Annotated in this window: 15 protein-coding genes; 5 read left to right on the top strand and 10 right to left on the bottom strand. The window is 66.7% G+C overall.

Going from position 1 to position 18,248, the window contains the following annotated elements:
* Nucleotides 1–44: 44 nt before the first annotated feature.
* From P5G52_RS12280 to P5G52_RS12265, 4 genes are all read right to left on the bottom strand, one after another.
* Nucleotides 45–1,664, bottom strand: a complete 1,620-nt coding sequence (locus tag P5G52_RS12280; RefSeq protein WP_301227743.1) for an ABC transporter permease subunit — start codon at nucleotides 1,662–1,664, stop codon at nucleotides 45–47.
* Entirely contained in the window at nucleotides 1,664–2,572 is a 909-nt protein-coding gene (locus P5G52_RS12275; RefSeq protein WP_301227741.1) for an ABC transporter ATP-binding protein, read from the bottom strand. Before P5G52_RS12275 ends, P5G52_RS12280 begins: the two co-directional genes overlap by 1 nt.
* Before the next feature lie 194 nt (nucleotides 2,573–2,766).
* Nucleotides 2,767–3,237: a universal stress protein gene (locus tag P5G52_RS12270; RefSeq protein ID WP_301227739.1), complete on the bottom strand. Its 471-nt coding sequence runs from the start codon at nucleotides 3,235–3,237 to the stop codon at nucleotides 2,767–2,769.
* A gap of 112 nt (nucleotides 3,238–3,349) precedes the next feature.
* Entirely contained in the window at nucleotides 3,350–3,808 is a 459-nt protein-coding gene (locus tag P5G52_RS12265; RefSeq protein WP_301227737.1) for a pyridoxamine 5'-phosphate oxidase family protein, read from the bottom strand.
* 140 nt (nucleotides 3,809–3,948) lie between these two features.
* Between P5G52_RS12265 and P5G52_RS12260 the strand changes: the two genes are divergently transcribed.
* Nucleotides 3,949–5,631, top strand: a complete 1,683-nt coding sequence (locus P5G52_RS12260; protein ID WP_301227735.1) for a GAF domain-containing sensor histidine kinase — start codon at nucleotides 3,949–3,951, stop codon at nucleotides 5,629–5,631.
* Here the strand turns inward: P5G52_RS12260 and P5G52_RS12255 are convergent.
* Complete coding sequence (locus tag P5G52_RS12255) at nucleotides 5,597–6,268, bottom strand: response regulator (RefSeq protein ID WP_301227733.1); 672 nt, start codon at nucleotides 6,266–6,268, stop codon at nucleotides 5,597–5,599. The two genes, P5G52_RS12260 and P5G52_RS12255, sit on opposite strands and share 35 nt — an antisense overlap.
* A gap of 264 nt (nucleotides 6,269–6,532) precedes the next feature.
* On the opposite strand from P5G52_RS12255, the gene P5G52_RS12250 reads away from it, so the two are divergent.
* On the top strand, nucleotides 6,533–7,252 hold the full coding sequence (locus P5G52_RS12250) for a VIT1/CCC1 transporter family protein (RefSeq protein ID WP_301227731.1): 720 nt from the start codon (nucleotides 6,533–6,535) through the stop codon (nucleotides 7,250–7,252).
* Nucleotides 7,253–7,293: 41 nt separating this feature from the next.
* On the opposite strand, the gene P5G52_RS12245 is transcribed toward P5G52_RS12250, so the two are convergent.
* From P5G52_RS12245 to P5G52_RS12225, 5 genes are all read right to left on the bottom strand, one after another.
* Nucleotides 7,294–8,187 carry a hypothetical protein gene (locus tag P5G52_RS12245; RefSeq protein ID WP_301227729.1) on the bottom strand — a complete coding sequence of 298 codons (894 nt, stop codon included), beginning with the start codon at nucleotides 8,185–8,187 and terminating at the stop codon, nucleotides 7,294–7,296.
* A gap of 113 nt (nucleotides 8,188–8,300) precedes the next feature.
* Nucleotides 8,301–9,851 carry a DUF4389 domain-containing protein gene (locus P5G52_RS12240; RefSeq protein WP_301227727.1) on the bottom strand — a complete coding sequence of 517 codons (1,551 nt, stop codon included), beginning with the start codon at nucleotides 9,849–9,851 and terminating at the stop codon, nucleotides 8,301–8,303.
* Between the two features lie 239 nt (nucleotides 9,852–10,090).
* The gene (locus tag P5G52_RS12235; RefSeq protein WP_301227725.1) at nucleotides 10,091–10,540 is read right to left on the bottom strand and encodes a universal stress protein; all 450 of its coding nucleotides are present in this window, start codon (nucleotides 10,538–10,540) and stop codon (nucleotides 10,091–10,093) included.
* A gap of 178 nt (nucleotides 10,541–10,718) precedes the next feature.
* On the bottom strand, nucleotides 10,719–12,920 hold the full coding sequence (locus tag P5G52_RS12230; RefSeq protein WP_301227723.1) for an alpha-galactosidase: 2,202 nt from the start codon (nucleotides 12,918–12,920) through the stop codon (nucleotides 10,719–10,721).
* 74 nt (nucleotides 12,921–12,994) lie between these two features.
* Nucleotides 12,995–14,011: a LacI family DNA-binding transcriptional regulator gene (locus tag P5G52_RS12225; protein ID WP_301227721.1), complete on the bottom strand. Its 1,017-nt coding sequence runs from the start codon at nucleotides 14,009–14,011 to the stop codon at nucleotides 12,995–12,997.
* Between the two features lie 257 nt (nucleotides 14,012–14,268).
* Here P5G52_RS12225 and P5G52_RS12220 point away from each other — a divergent pair, with 257 nt between their 5' ends.
* The 3 genes from P5G52_RS12220 to P5G52_RS12210 all read left to right on the top strand — a co-directional run bounded on the left by P5G52_RS12220 (nucleotide 14,269) and on the right by P5G52_RS12210 (nucleotide 18,177).
* Entirely contained in the window at nucleotides 14,269–16,332 is a 2,064-nt protein-coding gene (locus P5G52_RS12220) for a beta-galactosidase (RefSeq protein WP_301227719.1), read from the top strand.
* On the top strand, nucleotides 16,319–17,248 hold the full coding sequence (locus P5G52_RS12215; RefSeq protein ID WP_301227717.1) for a carbohydrate ABC transporter permease: 930 nt from the start codon (nucleotides 16,319–16,321) through the stop codon (nucleotides 17,246–17,248). Before P5G52_RS12220 ends, P5G52_RS12215 begins: the two co-directional genes overlap by 14 nt.
* A 95-nt stretch (nucleotides 17,249–17,343) precedes the next feature.
* Entirely contained in the window at nucleotides 17,344–18,177 is an 834-nt protein-coding gene (locus P5G52_RS12210; protein ID WP_363321907.1) for a carbohydrate ABC transporter permease, read from the top strand.
* Nucleotides 18,178–18,248 lie beyond the last annotated feature (71 nt).

Raw genomic sequence — 18,248 nt, 5'->3', positions numbered from 1 at the left:
CGAAGCGAGGAGCCCGATCGATATCAGGGGGTGAGGTCTCGATATCAGGGGGTGAGGTCGCGGCGCCGGAACAGGTAAGCCGCAGCTGCTGCTCCGGCGAGGGCGATAACCGACATGGCCAGGGCAGGGACGAGGTCGAACGGCTCGACGGGCATCGCCGCGGAGTGCCGGAAAGGGCTCACGTCCTGCAGCCAGGCAGGCAGGCCCAGCAATTCACCGTACTGACCCAGAATCAGTCCGCCCGCCAAGAGTCCCCACCCGAACGGAATGCACAACCTGGGCACCGCTGCGAAGAGCACCGCCGTTGCCGCGATGAACAGGATCGCGGCTGGTACGTGCGCCAGCGCAGCGGCTACCAGAAGGCCCGGAGGATCGTTCACCGTGCCGGAGAGGGTGAGGCCGACGGTCGCAGCCGTCCCAGCCACGATGGCCACGACCACAGCCGAGGCCGCCGCGAGTAACAGGTTCGCGGAGAGCCACCGTGCCCTGGAACGGGGCGCGGACAGGAGAAGTTCCGCTCGGCCCTCGGTTTCCTCCATGCGGAGCCGCAGCACCGCCTGGATACCGGTGGCCGCTGCCAGGACTCCTGCCATGCCCAGCAGTGCTGTGGTGAACACATCGATGATCTCTGCCCGGCTCCCCGGGACGAGTCGGCGGATCAGCTCGCGGAGCGAATCGTTGTCCCCCATCACGTCACTGATCACCGGTCCGAGTCCGCCGGCGATTCCTCCGAGCAGGGCTGCGAAAAGGCACCATCCGATCAGGGTTGGCCACTGCTGGCGCCACGCCAGGCCTAGGAACGAGTCACCCCCGGTGCCGGCGCGTGCCCTGCCTGCAGGTTCAACCAGCAGGCTGGCGCCCAGGTCCCTGCCCTTCCTGATCCCTAGGACGGCAACGGCCAGAACGGTTGCCGCTGCCGTCAGAAGCAGCAGTGGCGCGGGATCGGCGGCCGAGAAGGGACGGGAGCGTTGGCCCCATCCGATCGGCGAGAGCAGTGAAACCCACCCGCTGGTGACCCGGGTCAGATCGGCGTTCGGGGTGCCGAATGCATCGCCGATACCGCGAAGGAAATAGGCTGCGCCGACCAGTCCCGCGGCCGCACCGTTGGCCGCTCGTCCTGAGGGCATGACCTGCGCGACGGCCGCCGCGACGGCCACGAAGAAGACCCCGACAGCACCGACGGCCGCCCCTGCCATGCTTGCTCCGAACGAGCCCAGCCCTGCGGCGGCGAAACCTGCGGCCACGCACAGGGCCAGCACCAGATTCACGGCCGCTCCAAGGATCAGGGTTGCCGTGAGTGACGCTTCCCGCGCAATCGGCGCGGCGCCGACAAGCTCTGCGCGTCCGAGCTCTTCATCAGCGCGGGTATGCCGGATGACCAGAAACGTGCTCATCAGTCCCGCGAGCACCGCCGTGAAGGTATAGCCCTGGAAGAACACCAGTTCTCCTATGCCGGTCCCGTCGGGTAGGCCGCGGATGAACAGGAACGCCGGGCTCGCCGCCGCCACGCGGATGATGGCCGTCCTGTCAGCGTCGCCTGCGAATTCTGTGGCCACAGCACCTGCTACCGCGAATTCCAGAAAGGAGATGCCCAGGATCCAGGCGGGCAGGACCAGCCTGTCCCTGCGCGCCTGGACCAGTACCAGGCTGATGATCCCGGACATCACAGCACCGGGCCGACGGAGTCGCTGTAATGGCTCAGGAACAGGGACTCCAGGGATGGTGGGGAAACACTCAAGCCGCTGATTCCGGCCACCGCGACCGCTTCCAGCACAGATGCGAGGTCGGCTGCGTCGACGTCGAACTCAAGGATGTCGCCGTCCGTATGGACGGCCTGCACTCCGGGTAGGGCTGCCAGCTGTCCGGCATCGGCCCCCTCGATACGGAAGTGGATGAGTTTCAGATGTCTCAGTTCGGTCAGGGTGCCCGATTCCACGGTCCTGCCGGAGCGGATGATCGTGACCCGGTCACAGAGTTGCTCGACTTCGCTGAGGATGTGACTGGAGAGCAGCACCGTGGCACCGTCGTCGCTGACGCGCTGGACCTGCCGGCGGAACACCGATTCCATCACCGGGTCCAGTCCGGCGCTGGGCTCGTCGAGCAGATAGAGCCGGGCGGGGCGGGCGAACGCGGCGATGAGTGCCACCTTTTGGCGGTTGCCTTTCGAATACGTCCGTGACCTGCGCGTCGGGTCGAAGTCGAACTCATCGATCAGGTCCCGGCGCAAGCGTTCCTCGGAGCCGCCGCGCAATCCGGTGATCAGGTCGATCACCTCCCCGCCGGACAGGCTCGGCCATAGGCTCACATCCCCGGGAACGTAGGCGATATCCCGGTGGGTTCGGACAGGGTCCCGCCAAGGATCCAGCCCGAACACACGCGCCGTCCCCGAGGTCGGGCGGATGAGGCCGAGGAGCACTCGCAGGGTTGTTGATTTGCCGGCACCATTAGGGCCGAGGAACCCGTGGACCTCGCCCGGACGGACGCGCAGATCAAGGGCGTCCAAGGCGCGGGTCCTGCCGTACGTCTTCACGAGCCGTTCGACGTCAATGACCGGATCTGATGCTGAAGTCATGGTGGGTCCTGTTCCTCGGTCCAGCGACAACGACCGAGGCGGCTGCCAGGGCGTTCCGCGGTCATGTCACCCGCGGGCCGACCAGGCTTCCCGGCTCTCCGGTCCGCAGTCTACGCCCGGTCCGACTCACCAGGAAAGGGGTATCGACAGCCCTCTGCTCGCGCTCCGGCTTCCGCACTTCGCACCGTCGGAAGTCAATGGGTACTGCGGAACGGCCGGGGGTGCAGGGGTATCACCAGGACGGGCCGGCTTTGATGGTGCGCCAGATGGACGGCGACGGAGCCTTCGACAAGTTCCCCCAGTCGCTTACCGAGGCCGGGCCTGCGAGTACCCACCACAATGGTCGATGCGTTCACCCGATCAGCGAGAATGGAGAGCTCACGGGCTGGATCCCCTGCGAGTGAGCGGAGCGACCAGGCCACCTCGATCCCGGAAAGGTCCCGCTGCACTTCCTGCCTCAGGCGGTCAACCGTTTCCTGGTCGAAATCGGTCACCGCATCCGGGTCGGTCGGGATGAAGCGTTCCTTCCCGTCGCGGTCGTCGCGTTGGGTGAAGCCGGTCGTATCCACGGAGGCACATAGCAGCTCGGACCCGAAGGACAACGCCAGCACCGCAGCGTGGCGCACGACCGACCCGGGCTGACCGATGATGGCGGCGGCGATCACCGGCCCCGTGGATGACAGGGGCATCACGCCTTCACCTGAGCCGGGCCTGGAGGACGATTCATCCGCCTCCACGATCTGCGCCGTCCTTCGACCATGTCAGCTCAACGATCCATCAGACGGGTGATCCGTGTGGGCCAGAGCTGCGCGCCGGTGGTACGGCGCCCGGGACAGGCGTGAACGCCCGTCCGCTGATCGTCTCCGGAACCAGGCGCATGAAACGATCCTTCCGGCCCATCTCCCAAGGGTGCAAGGGCAACTGCACCGTGGCCAGCAACTCCGGTGTCTGGCTGATCGTCGCCGCGTGGCCCTTGACGACGACACTCCACATCAGGGTGTCGCCATCGAGGAGGCCGTCGGCCTCGAAGGCGACGGCAGCCCTCTCGGAGAAACGGGACTTCGTCCCCTCGGAGGTTCGAAATACGATCGAACCGTGATCGACGACGAAGTTGATGGGAAAGATCTCCGGATTCCCCTGCACACACAGGGCCAGCCGCCCGAACGGAGCTTCCCGGAGTAATGTCCAGCATTCGTGGGCTGCAAGGATTTTCGTAGGTGTAGTCTCGGCTTCCATAGGTCGAGAGTACGAAGCAGCTGGCGCGCGGACTAGGGCCCTCTGACCCTGTCTCCGTCAACGATGAGGTCTCGTCATAACTGACGAAGCGTGACTCCCGTGGGGGCGGGCGAGCGCGGTGACAGTACGGGAAGCGCGGGATGACCACATATTCAGGGGAATGGCCGACGGGGGCGACTGCGCAACCGGTGGCGCTGGCGGGGGTAGAAAACCTTCTGGCGGCCTTCGCTGCCATCGCGGACGACCTGGGGCTCGACACCGTGTTGGAGCGGGTCATCGCCGCGGCGTGCCAGCTCGTCGATGCCCGCTTCGGCGCCCTGGGGGTCATCGGCCCGGATCATAGGCTCAGCCACTTCATCACCGTCGGCCTCGAGGATGACGAGATCCAGCGTATCGGCCCGTTGCCGACAGGGCACGGGGTGCTGGGACTGCTGATCACCGAGCCGAAACCCCTGCGGCTCTCCGACCTGCGTGAGCATCCCCTCGCCTACGGGTTTCCGGCGAATCATCCTCAGATGACGTCGTTCCTGGGCGTTCCGATCCGCATCCACGAGCGCATTTTCGGGAACCTGTACCTGACGGAGAAGAACGGGGGAGTGGACTTCTCGGATGCCGACGAGCAGCTCGTTGTCTCGCTGGCCTCCGCTGCGGGCGTCGCGATCGAGAACTCGCGGCTCTTCGACGAATCGAACCGGCGGACTCGGTGGCTGGAGGGCGGGCTGAACGCGGTGAAGGAACTGCTCGGCGAGCATGACGGGATACGCAATGACCTGGAGATCCTCGCCACTCATGCCCTCGAAGCCTCGCACAGCATCCTTGCCGCCGTCCTGCGGGACTTCGGCAACCAACGTGAACTGATCTGTGAAGCGGCGGACGGCGTCGAAGTCGAGGCCCTCCTGGGACGACAGACCCGCGACGCCAGGCTGGTGGACAGGCTGCCGAGCACCCTGTCACCGGTTCTGCTGAACGCCGATGAGGTCGCGGAGGTGCTTCCCGGAGCTCCGGCCGGCACGATCGGGACGGCGCTGTGCTGCAGGCTTCCCGACGAGGGCGACCGGCGTTTCCTGGTCATCGGCCGCGCTCCTGGCGCACCCCAGTTCACCGATGTCGATCACGAGATGATGCGCACCTTCGCCTCCCATGTGTCCCTGGCCCTTGAACTGCTGCGGGTCCATCGCCAGCGGGAGCAGGAGGCCGTCTTCGGCGACCGCGACCGGATCGCACGGGACCTGCATGACGTGGTCATCCAGCGGCTCTTCGCCGCCGGCCTCAGCATCCAGAGCCTGCGCAAGTACACCGCTGATGTGGAGGCCCTGAACCGTATCTCTGCGGTGACGACGGAACTGGACTCCACCATCAGGGAATTGCGCGACACCATTTATTCGCTGCGCTCGGTCCCTCAGGTCACCCCGACCTTCACCTCCACCGTCTTCTCCCTCGTCGCCGAGGCCTTCGACGGCCACGACCTCGACCCCGTCCTCCAACTCTCCGGCCCACTGGATGCTGCCGTCGATGACGAGCGAGCCGATCATGTGCGGGCCGTGCTGCTCGAAGGGCTGTCCAATGCGCTGCGTCACGCCGATGCGCACGCCATCACCGTGATGCTGCGTGCGAGGGACGAGCACCTGGAGCTGAGGATCACCGACGACGGCCGCGGATTCGAAACTCCCAGCCGCAGCAGCGGCTTGGCCAACATGAAGCGCCGCGCCGAATTGTGCGACGGTACGCTGTCCATCACCAGCACGCCCGGCGGAGGAACCGACGTCCGACTCGAGATCCCCCTGGCTGCTAACGAGAAGACGACCCCGCCGGCCTCGAGATGAAGACCGCCGCCTGGGTGCGGCGCTGGAAGCCGAGCTTCGACAGAAGCGACGACACGTAGTTCTTGACCGTCTTCTCCGCGAGAAACAGTTCGGTGGCGATCTCCCTGTTGGTGAGGCCGGCACCGATGAGTGTCAGGACCTTCTTCTCCTGGCTCGTCAGCCCCGTCAGTCGTGGATCCTCGACCGGGGCATCACGAAGTCCGGTGATGATTCGTTCTTTCATGCCGGCCTCGAAGAGGGATTCGCCCGACGCCGCGCGGCGGACCTTGTCGACCAGGTCAGAGCCCAGGATCTCCTTCAGGATGTAACCGGATGCACCCGCCAGTACGGCACCTCGCAGCGCCTGGTCGTCGTCATAGCTGGTCAGGATCACGCACGACTGGAAGGGGTCTATGGAGCGCACATCACGGCACACCTCGATCCCCGTGCCGTCGGGCAGCCGCGCGTCCAGGATAGCCACGTGCGGCGACAGGGCAGGGATCCTCCGGGTGGCCTCCTCGGCGGAACCCGATTCCCCGATGACGGAGAATCCCTCGCCCTCGAGCAGTTCCCGCAGTCCGCGCCGGACAAGTTCGTGATCGTCGAGGAGGAACACCGTGATCTCCTCGGGCTGCGTGCCGCCTTCGGCGTTGTCCATGTCCTGCCTCCGGCTTCGTCGACGGACGGGGGTGCACCCTGCCGAGCGCATCCTGCGCCAGCATCATCATCATCACCTGCCGGCGCCCCGCTCCGTCAGGGTCGAAGGGCCCGGAAGTCCGGGTTGCCTGTCGACTCCGACCTGTCCTGCGACGAGTCCCGCCCGGCGGAGGGCCAACCCTTCGAAGTCCTGAAGGGACACACCCAGGATCGGCACACTGGACCTCGATAGCCCGACGCCAAGGGGTGATGCTTTACTGCTCCCATGACGGATGTCTCGGGTCAGGGCAGTGAGCCGCACAATGGCAGCGTCATGGCCCGGTCGAACTGGCTGCGTGCCGGCGTACTGGGCGCGAACGATGGGATCGTCTCGACCGCCGCCACGGTGGTGGGTGTCGCCGGCGTGACGAACACCCTTGCGCCGATCCTGGTCGCGGGTACGGCGGCCGTCGTCGGCGGTTCGGTGTCCATGGCGCTCGGAGAGTACGTGTCGGTCAGCAGCCAGAAGGACAGCCAGGAAGCCCTGATCGAGAAGGAGCGCCAGGAGTTGCTCGATGACCCCGAGGGGGAACTGGTCGAGCTTGCCGGCCTGTACGAACAGAAGGGCCTGGCTCCAGCGACAGCCCGCCAGGTCGCGGTCGAACTGACAGGACACAATGCCCTTGCCGCCCACCTGTCGGCGGAACTGAACATCGACGAACTCGAGGTGGTGAACCCGTGGCACGCGGCGTTCGCTTCGGCGGCGTCCTTCGCGGCCGGAGCAGTCCTGCCCTTGCTGGCGATTCTCCTGCTGCCGGCAAGCATACGTATTCCCCTCACCTTCGTGGCAGTCCTCGTCGCATTGGCCATCACAGGAACCATCAGCGCCCACGTCGGTGGGAGTTCACGACGGCGCGCAACGGCCCGCCTCGTGCTCGGCGGAGCGCTGGCGATGGCTTTCACTCTCCTGGTGGGCACTCTCCTGGGAACCACAGGCATCGCCTGACCGCGCGCCTGTTGACCCCTGCAGGATTGAGGCTCGCTCTCTCAGGTCCGGACTCTCAGGCTGTTGGCCACTGTGCCCGCCACCAGGGGGACGAGCGCTACGGGGTCGCGCCGGAACGGCACGTCGAGTGCTGCCCGGAGAAGCCAGCGAACCTCCAGGAGGGGTGATCTCACCGTCGGGGCAGGAACCGCAGGCAGGACCAGGGTGAAGGGGATGGTGGAACCGCTGGATGCGGTCAGGGGTATGCGCACTTCACTCATCACGGTTTCCTCGACGAGGGATTCCGCGGGGGAGCTGTGCTGCTGCGGGCGTTGCCCGACCCGGAACATCACTTCTTCCTGCATGACGACGCTGAGAGTCAGGGCTCGGGCCCTGGCTTCGCTCACCTCTGCGACGCCGGAGATTTCCACTCCCGGATACAGGGAGTGTGTCGACAGCTGCGCCAACCGCAGGGGCGGCTCGAAGTGTTCGACCCCGGGCTCGACACCGCCGGCAGCACCGCCGGAGTGGACGGTCAGAGGATGGTGACGTACGACGTCCTCGTTGCCCTCGCTGGATACCCGCACACGCACGGACCAGGCAGAGGTGATGAGCTTTCCGTGAAGTGTGGGTATCGCGTCGGCGGGCACGACCAGCTGGCTGGCCTCGCAGCAGGATTCTCCTGCGCGCAAGGTCGTGTCGGTTCCGCGCTGGGTGCTTCCGATGTCACGGGAGGTACGCTCGTCGGCGCGGAAGGTGCCGCCGTACGGGTTCCCGTGTGTCTGGGCGAGGCTCAGCGAGTGCACGAGCGTGAACTGCACCGATGTCACCCGCACGCGGTGACCCGCACGGATCTCGACGCTGACAGGGGTGCTGTGGCCCAGAGCAGCGGTGCCCTCGGTGCCGCGCTGTAGGAGGGAAATATCCAGAACGTCGGGCGGGTGCGTGAGTAACATCGGGGGCCTTCCTGCGTCGATGAGCATGACGATGGAGTTACCCTCTCAGTTATTCGGCTGGAGGACATGGGTCTAAAGTCACGAGCTGGCCGTGGACCGCAATGCAGGGGGCCCTAGGCGCTGGAACCTGTGGGCGCCGGCGGCCTGACATCCGCAGTCCCCTGTTCTTCCGGATGTGACGCCCAGGGTTCCGGCTCGTCCGGTCCCTGGTCCAGCCGGAACGGCGGGTATTCGTCGCGGAGCAGGAACACGTAGGTCAGCACGCGATAGCTCCAGCGGCGAATGCCCATCACGAGGTCGAACAGCGGTGTGGGATACCGTCCCGTGAACAGCAGTGCGAACCCTGCGACGAGGGCCAGCAGGCCCAGCACTGACGGCCCGGATGATCGAACGAGTTCGCCCGGCCCGACGCCGGCCCAGGTAGCCATGGTCCAGGACCAGGCTCCGGTCAGTCCCGCGACGATCAGCAGGTGCGGCAGGGCCAGCAGCCACCACTTCACGAGCACCAGGCCGCGGTGGAGGCGCCGGGGGTATGGGACCTGGAAGTCGACGGGATAGCCGTGGACGTGAGCAAGGGTGAAGGGCGGATACCAATCCGTTCCCAGTGCCGAGGCGTAGAACTGCACCCGCCAGGTCCAGCGGAAAACGCCCACCACGAAAGGAAAGAGAGGTGCCGGGTAGCGACCGGTGAAGAGGATGACGAACGCGGCGGCCACCGTGCATACCCCGCAGGCCACCCACAGCAGCCCGAGGACAACGGCGTGGGGAATGGCAAGGAACCATTTCACCAGCCAGAGCCACCGTGACAGCCCGGGTTGCAGGTAGCCCGTCAGTCGGGCGGGGTAGGGCAGCAGATCCCGTGCAGGGTCGCCGGTATCGGTGCGATGGCGTTGACCGTCGAGCATCCGATCCTGGTGCCGAAGATCCGGCCTGGACGGGTCCAGCCCCCTGCCGAGCCCGACCGCCCCGGCGAGTACGAGGGGGACCCCGACCAGCACGAACAGCGCTGCCGCCAGGAACAAGGTCATGCCGATCGGGGCGAACAGGTTCGACCGCAACCCGGCCTGGAGATCGACGGCGCCGGATGGGCTTCCATCGGCGTTCATCACGACCACCGCCCAGCTGCCGGTTCGCAGGTCCGCCGTGATTTCCTGCGTCCCCGTCCCGGAGGCCGACTCCGTCCAGAACGTCTGCTCGGCGGGCGGGGCCGGAGCAGTGGTTCCCGTCACATCGCGGTAGCCTGCGCGGAAGGGGTTGGTGCGGACGTCCGTCAGCTCCGTATGAGCCACCGACGACAGGTAGGCGTCGACGTCGGCTTGGCGGCCGACACCGATGAAGACGGACTGCCCTGCCGGGATGCCTGTCGCCCGCAGCCGCAGGGTTGCGATCCCTGCAGGAAGATTCACGGGTCCTTCCGTGCTGCGCAGGTTCTCGAGCCGGGCAGAGGTCAGCGCGTACGTGTCGTACTCGAAACGCTCGGTCGAGGTGCTGAGGAAGCCGTTGTCGCGCTGCAGGCCGGCCAGGGCAGCCACAGCGGCACCACCGGAACCGACACCGATCGCTATCGTGACGAGCAGGGCACCGATGAGGACCATGATGAGTGCCCCTGCCGGCATACGGGCGGGTCCTGATGCGGGCAAGGGGCTGGTGGAATGCGAACTCATGACATGCCGTCCTTTTTCGACTGGTGTTGGGGAACGATGAGAGCAAACGCACTGCTGTGCGCAGCACTGCCCGCCCCCGGGGACGGGCCAACGGTTGTCGTAGCCCCACCCTGTGCTTGCGGCAGCGGCTGGACCAGGGCTGAAGGTCCCTCCTCGGCGACACCCGCCGTTGAAGCGGTACCAAGGACTCCCGGTCCTTGATGTCCGCCTAACGGGCCAGGACCGCGCAATCCCGAAAGTCAGGCGTCCTTCCGGTCACCGGCCTCGCGGATGACGAGGACGGGGCAGTGGGCGTGGGTCACGCAGGCGCTGCTGACGGAACCAAGGAGAAGTCCGCGGAAGGTGCCATGGCCCCGCCGGCCGACGATGAGCAAGACGGCATCCTCCGAGGCCTTGACGAGGGCTTTTGCCGGATGGTTGAACACCACCGTGCTCCGGAACCCGGCGGGTCGGTCCTCCCCGTATGCGGCGGCGAGAGCCTTGTCCAGGTGTTCACGCGCGGCGTCCGAGAATTCACTGCTGCCGAGGGGCATGAATCCCGGGTCGGCTGCGGGGTAGTCCCACGCTGCGACCGCGAAAATTGTCGCGTCGAAGGTAGGGGCGAGCTTCTGGGCGTACCGCAGGGCTTCGATGGATTGCTCGGATCCGTCGACTCCGACAACGATCTGAGGAACGGCTGTTGTGCTCACGGCGCTTTCCCTTCTGAGATCTCACGAACAGCAACCTTCGTCCCTGAACAGTGCATCTCTCCGGGGCTCCTCTCCTAGGGCCTTTCGTCCCGCTTTGAAGGACTCATGCTTCGCTGAGCGGGGGAGAGGCCGGGCCGCATGCCTCGGCCGGCAGCGCGCCGAGATGGCCTCGGTTCGATCAGGAGTGGTTCCTCGAGCCGTCAGGGTGGGCCTCGGTTGCGTGGAGTTCGATCAGGATGGACTGCTCCGGTAACAGGACAGGTGCCTGGATGCCGACATGGGCGAGGGTGGCTCCGGTCAGTGCCAGGGGTGCGCCGGTGAGTGATGCTTCCGCCCAGGCCAGGGGTGACTGACCGTTACCGGGGAGCGCGGTGTAGGGGCTGGAAAGTCGAACCGCGTAGGCGCGGTGCGGGTCGAGGCCCGGGAAGGTGAGTTTCCCCGGGGGGTAGGACGCGCTGGAGGCGGTGAGGGAGTAGGCGAAGAGGGCAGAGGACTTGTCGGACGCGACTGTTCCGCGCAGGTCCATCGCGGGGTCGGGTAGGTCCGTGTGGACGACGTGCCCCGTGTGGAGGACGTCGCGCCACTGGAGGTGGAGGTCGATCCACTCCTTGAGGTGCTCGGTCTCGGTGGCGGTGAGCTTCGAGATGTCCCATTCGATGCCGTAATGGCCGAAGATCGCTGTCGCTGCCCGGAAAGGGAGGGCGTGGGTCCGGCCGGTGGAGTGGGACGTCGGACCGCTGATGTGCATGCCCATGAGTTCGGGGGGTACGAGGAGACCGGTGTACTTCTGGATGGTCAACCGCTCGAGCGGATCGATGCAGTCACTGGTCCAGATGCGATCCGTGTGGTCGAGGACTCCGAGGTCCACGCGGGCTCCGCCTGAGGCGCAGCTTTCGATCTCCAGCCCGGGATGGCGGTCCTTGAGTGTGCGCATCAACCGGTACACGGCCTCGACGTTCCTGTGGACGACGGCGTGGCCGGTGACGGCGTCGGCGGCATCGAGCAGGTCCCGGTTGTGGTCCCACTTGATGTAGGCGATGTCGTGGGTGCTCAGAATGGTGTCGATGCACTCGAGGATGTAGTCGTACGCGCCCGGGTTGGCGAGGTTCAGGACCTGCTGCTGCCTGCCGGAAATGGGCAGCCTGCCTTCGGCCTGGATGATCCAGTCGGGGTGGTCGGCCGCGAGTCTGGAGTCGAGGTTGATCATCTCCGGTTCGAACCAGAGCCCGAATTCCATGCCGAGGGCACGGACGTGATCGACGAGCGGCGTGAGTCCGTTGGGCCAGACCTCGCGGTCCACGAACCAGTCGCCCAGGCTGGAGGTGTCATCGCGGCGGCCCTCGAACCAGCCGTCATCGAGGACGAACCTCTCCACGCCCAGGGCGGCGGCCTTGTCCGCGAGGCGGGTGAGACGTTCGAGGTCGTGGTCGAAGTACACGGCCTCCCAGGTGTTGAGCGTGACCGGGCGGGGAGATGAGGGGTGGACAGGACGGGACCGCACGTGGTCGTGGAAGCGGGCGGAGAGCTGGTTGAGGCCGTGGCCCCAGGACGCGAGCATCTCCGGGGCGGTGTAGGTCTCTCCCGGGGCGAGGACGATCTCTTCGGGCAGGAGCAGTTCCGCGGCGCTGAGGAATGCCTGACCGGCCGGGGTCTTCTCGGCGGTGAGTTGATGATTTCCGCTCCAGGCCAGGTGAATGGCATGGACGAGACCTGTCTCGAAGCCGAAGGACGGGGCGCCGGCGGCCAGGACCACCGTGGCATCGGCGCCGGGCCGGCCGCGTCGGCTCTCCCTCCGGTAGGTTCCCTGGGTGAGCAGGTGGCGCTGGGGGCTCCGCTCGCGCAGGTGCCGACCGGTGGTGTCCAGGACCTCGACAGCCGAATCCGGCAACGGAACGGCGGCCAGCAGGGATCGCACCTCGTAGTCGGAATCACCGGTGTTCGTCACCGACAGCCGTTGGTGCAGAACGCCGGCGGCGCTGAGGCGGATCGACCCGGTAGCACGAAGACGGGCATCCTCGTCATCCGCTGTGAACGACATTTCCCGGCCGCCGTCGGCATCTGCCTGCTCGATCGAGGTGAGCTGGAAGGCGGGAAAGATGTTCGTGCCCTGTCGGTGGCCCGTGAAGCCAGGCGTGCCCTGCCAGCCGAACGCTTCCTGCGGGATGACCGAGAGACGGGCGGGCACATCGAGGCCACCGGACACACGCTGCGGCACCAGCGATGCCACGAGTGCTGAGAGATGCTGCTCGCTGACAGGTCCCAGGGATGGCCCCCAGTGCACGATCGCCGGAACGCCGGGCCCGGAGGCGTCGACCACCACGCTCGTGTCGGCTACTGACAGGTGGATGGTCGTCGTCGAACCAGGGGTGGTGGAGAGCATGAACAATTTCTACAGCAAAACCGGGGCGGATCCCGACAGTGCGCAGGGCGCAGGCCGACTCCACCCGAGCGAGGCTACGCCGATTCGCGCCAGACGACCGTGGTGTCCAGGACCTGGGCGAGGCTCGGCCGGCCCTCGATCTGGGCGAGGACGAGCTCGGCCGCGGTACTGCCCAGCAGGTCGGCCGGCTGCTTGACCGTCGAGAGCTGTGGTCGGGTTCTGAGCGCCCAGCTGCTGTCGTCGAAGCCGACGATGCCGACGTCGTCCGGCACCTTCCTGCCCGATTCCTGAAGGGCCGTCATGGCACCTGCGGCGACTGCGTCGGACGCGGCGAAGACGCCGTCGATCTCCGGGCAACGGCGGAGCAGCTCCTGCATCCCTTCGAGTCCGGCAGCGTAGGTGTAGAGCGGATATTCGACGACCAGCGAGGCATCGAAGCGCTCGCCGAGGGCGTCCCGGAAGCCCGTGAAGCGGTCGTTGCCGGAGTCGCGGTCCATGGCACTGGCAATCATGCCGATGCGCCGGCGCCCGGTGCCGATGAGACGCTCGGTGATGGCACGGGCAGCCGCTGCATTGTCGATGGCCACATACGGCAGATCCGGTGTTCCTGGCGGATGCCCCACGAACGCTGCCGGCACTCCGATGTCGCGGACGGCCGAGGCGATGGGATCCGACGCCCGGGCCGAGATGATGACTGCACCGTCCACGAGCCCGCCCCGCAGGTAGTCCGCGACCCTGCGGCTGTCCCGGTCGGAATCGATGATGAGGGAGACCAGCTGGTAGTCGGCTTTCGACAGCACGGCATTGGCGCCGAGGAGGATGGAGCCGATGTTCGGGTCCTCGAACAGGAGTGAGTGAGGCTCGTGGATGATCAGGGCGATGGCCCTGGATTCCTGGGTGACCAGGTTTCGGGCGGCCGAATTGCGCACGTATCCGACGCGGGCGATCGCGTCCTCCACGGCGATCTTGGCTTCGTCGGACACGTAGCGTTCGCCGTTGACGACGCGGGAGACGGTACCTCGGGAGAGCCCCGCCGCAGTGGCGACGTCATTGATGGTCGCACGGCGATTGCGGACGCGGGTCGGGGACATACCTGTACTTTAGCGGAGCCTCCACATGCCATCCGGGAAGAAGATGGATGGCCTGGGAGTGCCGGAAAGTCAGTGCCGGGAACCCCTCTGCCCGGTCGGCACGCGTTGACATCCACTGTGACCGTGGTTACTCTGGGAACGTTCACAGATCCTCGACGAAGAGCACACCGGCCCGCCTCTGGGAACGTTCACAGAACGTTGGTGGTCCTCTTCCTTCGGCTTGCGCGGGGGATCGGCACATCCAAGAAGGAGCAGGCGTGGCACGCACAGGAACCGTCGCAGGACTGTCCGACGGACAGCTCGTGTACGGGTGTGACTACAACCCGGAGCAGTGGGATCCGTCCGTGTGGCACGAGGACGTCCGGCTGATGAGGGAGGCAGGCGTCAACCTCGTCGCCGTGAACATCTTCGGGTGGGCGGAACTGGAACCCGAAGAAGGGACCTTCCGCTTCGAGGACCTCGATGCCGTGATGGACCTCCTCGCCGAGAACGGCATCGGGGTCAACCTCGGCACCGGGACGTCGTCGACTCCCGCCTGGCTGACCACGGCGCATCCGGAGGTCCTTCCCCGCACCGCCGACGGCACCGTCCGCTGGCCCGGTGGCCGCCAGGCATTCTGCCCCAGTTCCCCCATCTACCGGCAGCGGGCCCTTGCCCTCGTGGAGGAGGTCTCGGCGCGTTACGGCAACCACCCCGCCCTCCGCCTGTGGCACGTCTCGAACGAGCTCGGGTGCCACAACTCGCTCTGCTACTGCGATGTCTCCGCCGAGGCCTTCCGGGGCTGGCTCCGCACCCGCTACGAAACCCTGGATGCGCTCAACGCGGCCTGGGGCACTGCCTTCTGGAGCCAGCGCTACTCCGCCTGGGAGCAGGTGCTGCCGCCGAGGCTCACCCTCTCGGCCACGAATCCGACCCAGACGCTCGACTTCAACCGCTTCAGCTCCGACGAACTGCTGGCGCACTACAAGGCCGAGGCAGCGGTCCTCCGGCGCACCAGCGACGCTCCGGTGACCACCAACTTCATGGTCGCCGCGCACATCCGCGACCAGGACTACTGGTCCTGGGCACCCGAGATGGATGTCATCGCCAACGACCACTACCTCGACCACCGGCTGGACGCACCCCTCGCCGAGCTCGCCTTCGCTGCGGACACAACTCGCGGACTCGCCCAGGGTCGACCCTGGCTGCTCATGGAGCACTCCACCGGCGCCGTGAACTGGCAGCCACGCAACATCGCCAAGGGCCCCGGCGAGATGCTGCGCAACTCGCTGACCCACCTGGCGCGCGGTGCGGACGGCCTCTGCTTCTTCCAGTGGCGCGCCTCGCTCCAGGGCAGCGAGAAGTTCCACTCGGCGATGGTGCCCCACGCCGGCACCGATTCGCAGATCTGGCGCGACGTCGTGGGACTCGGCTCCGCCCTCGGAAAGCTGCGCGAACTCGCGGGCACCACGGTGCATGCCGACGTCGCACTCGTCTTCAGCTGGGAGGCCTGGTGGGCACATGACCAGGAGTCGCACCCATCGGGCGACGTCCGCTACATCGAGCAGGTCCATGCCGCCTACAAGGCGCTGTGGGATGCCGGCGTCACGGTCGACGTCGTGCCGCCGGGCGCGGATCTCTCCGCCTACAAGCTCGTGGTCGTCCCGAACCTCTACCTCGTCCGTGACGAGGACGCCGCCGGAATCAGCACCTTCGTCGACAACGGCGGATCCGCGTTCGTGACCTTCTTCAGCGGGATCGTCGACGAGAACGAGAGGGTGCGGCCCGGCGGATACCCCGGAGCCTTCCGGGACCTCCTCGGCATCCGCTCCGAGGAATTCTTTCCCCTCGACCCGGCGCACCCCCTCATCCTCGACAACGGCTCACCCGCCTCGCTCTGGTCCGAAGCGCTGCGTCTCACCACTGCCGACGCCGTCCTCAGCTATGCGACGGGCCACCACGCCGGCGGGCCCGCCGTCACGCGCAACCGCTTCGGCGCGGGCGAGGCATGGTACGCCGGGACGGTGCTCGACGGCGGTGTCCTCAAGGATCTGCTGCTGCGCGCGGCCGCCACCGCCGGAGTGCAGCTGCCCGATGTGCAGCCCGGTCTGGAGTCCGTCACGCGGCGCGGTAACCGCCACGACTACGTCTTTCTCATCAACCACTCCACCGAGGACCGCAAGCACCGGGTCCGCGGTCTGGAACTGCTGACCGCGGAGGCCGTGGCCGACGTCGTCGTGGTTCCCGCCGGCGCAGTCCGCGTCGTCCGTACCACCCCAGCACATCCCGACACCGACGGCTCGTCGCAGAGCCGAAAGGACGCAGGCAATGACAGTCATTAGCACTCCGGCGGAGGCGCCGAAGGTTCCTGCGGCTCCGAGGAAGAACCGATCCTCGGGAGCGCAGCGCCGGGCCGTGGCCCTGTTCATCGCCCCGTTCGGGCTTCTCTTCCTGGCCTTCTACGCCATCCCGATCATCTACGCCATCGTGCAGTCGCTGCTCACCGTCGAACGTGAAGGGACCTTCGGCAAGCCCCGCCAGGTCTTCGGCGGCTTCGTCCAGTACGAGCAGGTCTTCCAGAACACGGCGTTCTGGGAATCCGTGGGCCGTGTCCTGCTGTTCGGCGTCGTGCAGGTGCCGATCATGCTCGGCCTCGCCCTGCTGTTCGCACTGCTCCTCGACTCCCCGCTGCTGAAGGGCAAGAAGTTCTTCCGGCTCGCCTTCTTCGCCCCCTACGCCGTTCCCGGTGTGATCGCCGCGATCATGTGGGGATTCCTGTACTCGCCGTCGCTGTCACCGTTCGGCGCGGTGACCTCGAACATCGACTTCCTGTCCGGCAACCTCGTGCTCTGGGCCATCGCGAACATCGTGACCTGGGTGTACGTCGGCTACAACATGCTGATCATCTACTCGTCCCTGCTGGCCATACCCACCGAGATCTACGAGGCGGCCCGGCTCGACGGCGCCAGCAACCTGCAGATCGCCTGGCGCATCAAGATCCCCCTGGTGATCCCCGCCATCATCCTCACCGCGGTCTTTTCGATCATCGGCACACTGCAGCTCCTGGCCGAGCCGCAGACGCTGAGGAGCTTCAGCTCGGCGATCAACAGCACGTTCACCCCGAACCTCGCCGTCTACACCACCGCGTCGGTCCCCAACTACAACCTCGCCGCGGCGTTCTCCGTGGTCCTCGCCCTCGCCACGTTCATCCTCTCCTTCATCTTCCTGAAGTCGACCCAGCGGAAGGTTTCCCAGTGACGGCAGCCCCAGCCACCGCCCCCAAGCGACAGCGCGGAGCGGGTTCGACGGCGAACAGCGCCGACGGCCGCGCCCGCGGACCCCGGCAGAGCATCATGTCCCGCAGCGCCGCGATGCTCATCATGGGCGTCTTCACCCTCTACTTCCTGACCCCCATCTGGTGGCTGCTCACCACGTCCACGAAGACGGGCGGCGAAATCACCTCGACGGCGCCCCTGTGGTTCACGGCGGACTCCCTCGGGACGTTCTTCGGCAACCTCGGGCGGCTCTTCACCTACGGCGACGGCCTCTTCGGCCGGTGGCTGCTGAACTCGGCCCTCTATGCCGGTGTGGGTGCCCTGATCGGCACGATCATCGCCGCGATGTGCGGGTACGCGCTCGCCAAGTACGAGTTCCGGGGACGCGAGGCCATCTTCAACATCGTCCTCAGCGGCGTCCTCGTTCCCGCGACGGCCCTGGCCCTCCCGCTCTTCCTGATCTTCAGTCGGGTCGAGCTGACCAACACCATGTGGGCCGTGTTCCTGCCGAGCCTCGTGAGCCCCTTCGGCGTCTACCTAGCGCGTATCTACGCCGCGGCCAGCGTTCCCGGAGAGTTGCTCGAGGCAGCCCGCCTCGACGGGTCGGGCGAGATCCGGACCTTCTTCACCGTGTCCACGCGCCTCATGGCGCCGGCCCTCGTGACGATCTTCCTCTTCCAGTTCGTCGCGATCTGGAACAACTTCTTCCTGCCCCTGATCATGCTCCGCGACCAGGCACTCTTCCCCGTGACGCTGGGCCTCTACGCCTGGAACAGCCAGATCAGCCAGATCCCCGAACTGCGGTCCCTCGTGATCGTCGGAGCACTCGTCTCGATCCTCCCGCTGATCATCGCCTTCCTCGCCCTCCAGCGCTTCTGGAGCAGCGGACTCGGCGCCGGCGGCGTCAAGTAGCAGCCCCAAACCTCCCGACCAGCACCCCAGGCGCAGGGGCGTCCGCCCCCGCACCGCACTACCACCGATAG

The sequence above is a fragment of the Arthrobacter burdickii genome (assembly GCF_030433645.1).
Taxonomy (GTDB): Bacteria; Actinomycetota; Actinomycetes; order Actinomycetales; family Micrococcaceae; genus Arthrobacter_D; species Arthrobacter_D burdickii.
This window is presented reverse-complemented; position numbering and strand designations above follow the sequence as displayed.

Bases quoted from the DNA above. Each gene is read 5' to 3' on its own strand.
- P5G52_RS12280 (WP_301227743.1), bottom strand. From the start codon at position 1,664: ATGTCCGGGATCATCAGCCTGGTACTGGTCCAGGCGCGCAGGGACAGG.
- P5G52_RS12275 (WP_301227741.1), bottom strand. From the start codon at position 2,572: ATGACTTCAGCATCAGATCCGGTCATTGACGTCGAACGGCTCGTGAAG.
- P5G52_RS12265 (WP_301227737.1), bottom strand. From the start codon at position 3,808: ATGGAAGCCGAGACTACACCTACGAAAATCCTTGCAGCCCACGAATGC.
- P5G52_RS12260 (WP_301227735.1), top strand. From the start codon at position 3,949: ATGACCACATATTCAGGGGAATGGCCGACGGGGGCGACTGCGCAACCG.
- P5G52_RS12255 (WP_301227733.1), bottom strand. From the start codon at position 6,268: ATGGACAACGCCGAAGGCGGCACGCAGCCCGAGGAGATCACGGTGTTC.
- P5G52_RS12250 (WP_301227731.1), top strand. From the start codon at position 6,533: ATGACGGATGTCTCGGGTCAGGGCAGTGAGCCGCACAATGGCAGCGTC.
- P5G52_RS12245 (WP_301227729.1), bottom strand. From the start codon at position 8,187: ATGTTACTCACGCACCCGCCCGACGTTCTGGATATTTCCCTCCTACAG.
- P5G52_RS12240 (WP_301227727.1), bottom strand. From the start codon at position 9,851: ATGAGTTCGCATTCCACCAGCCCCTTGCCCGCATCAGGACCCGCCCGT.
- P5G52_RS12230 (WP_301227723.1), bottom strand. From the start codon at position 12,920: ATGCTCTCCACCACCCCTGGTTCGACGACGACCATCCACCTGTCAGTA.
- P5G52_RS12225 (WP_301227721.1), bottom strand. From the start codon at position 14,011: ATGTCCCCGACCCGCGTCCGCAATCGCCGTGCGACCATCAATGACGTC.
- P5G52_RS12215 (WP_301227717.1), top strand. From the start codon at position 16,319: ATGACAGTCATTAGCACTCCGGCGGAGGCGCCGAAGGTTCCTGCGGCT.
- P5G52_RS12210 (WP_363321907.1), top strand. From the start codon at position 17,344: ATGTCCCGCAGCGCCGCGATGCTCATCATGGGCGTCTTCACCCTCTAC.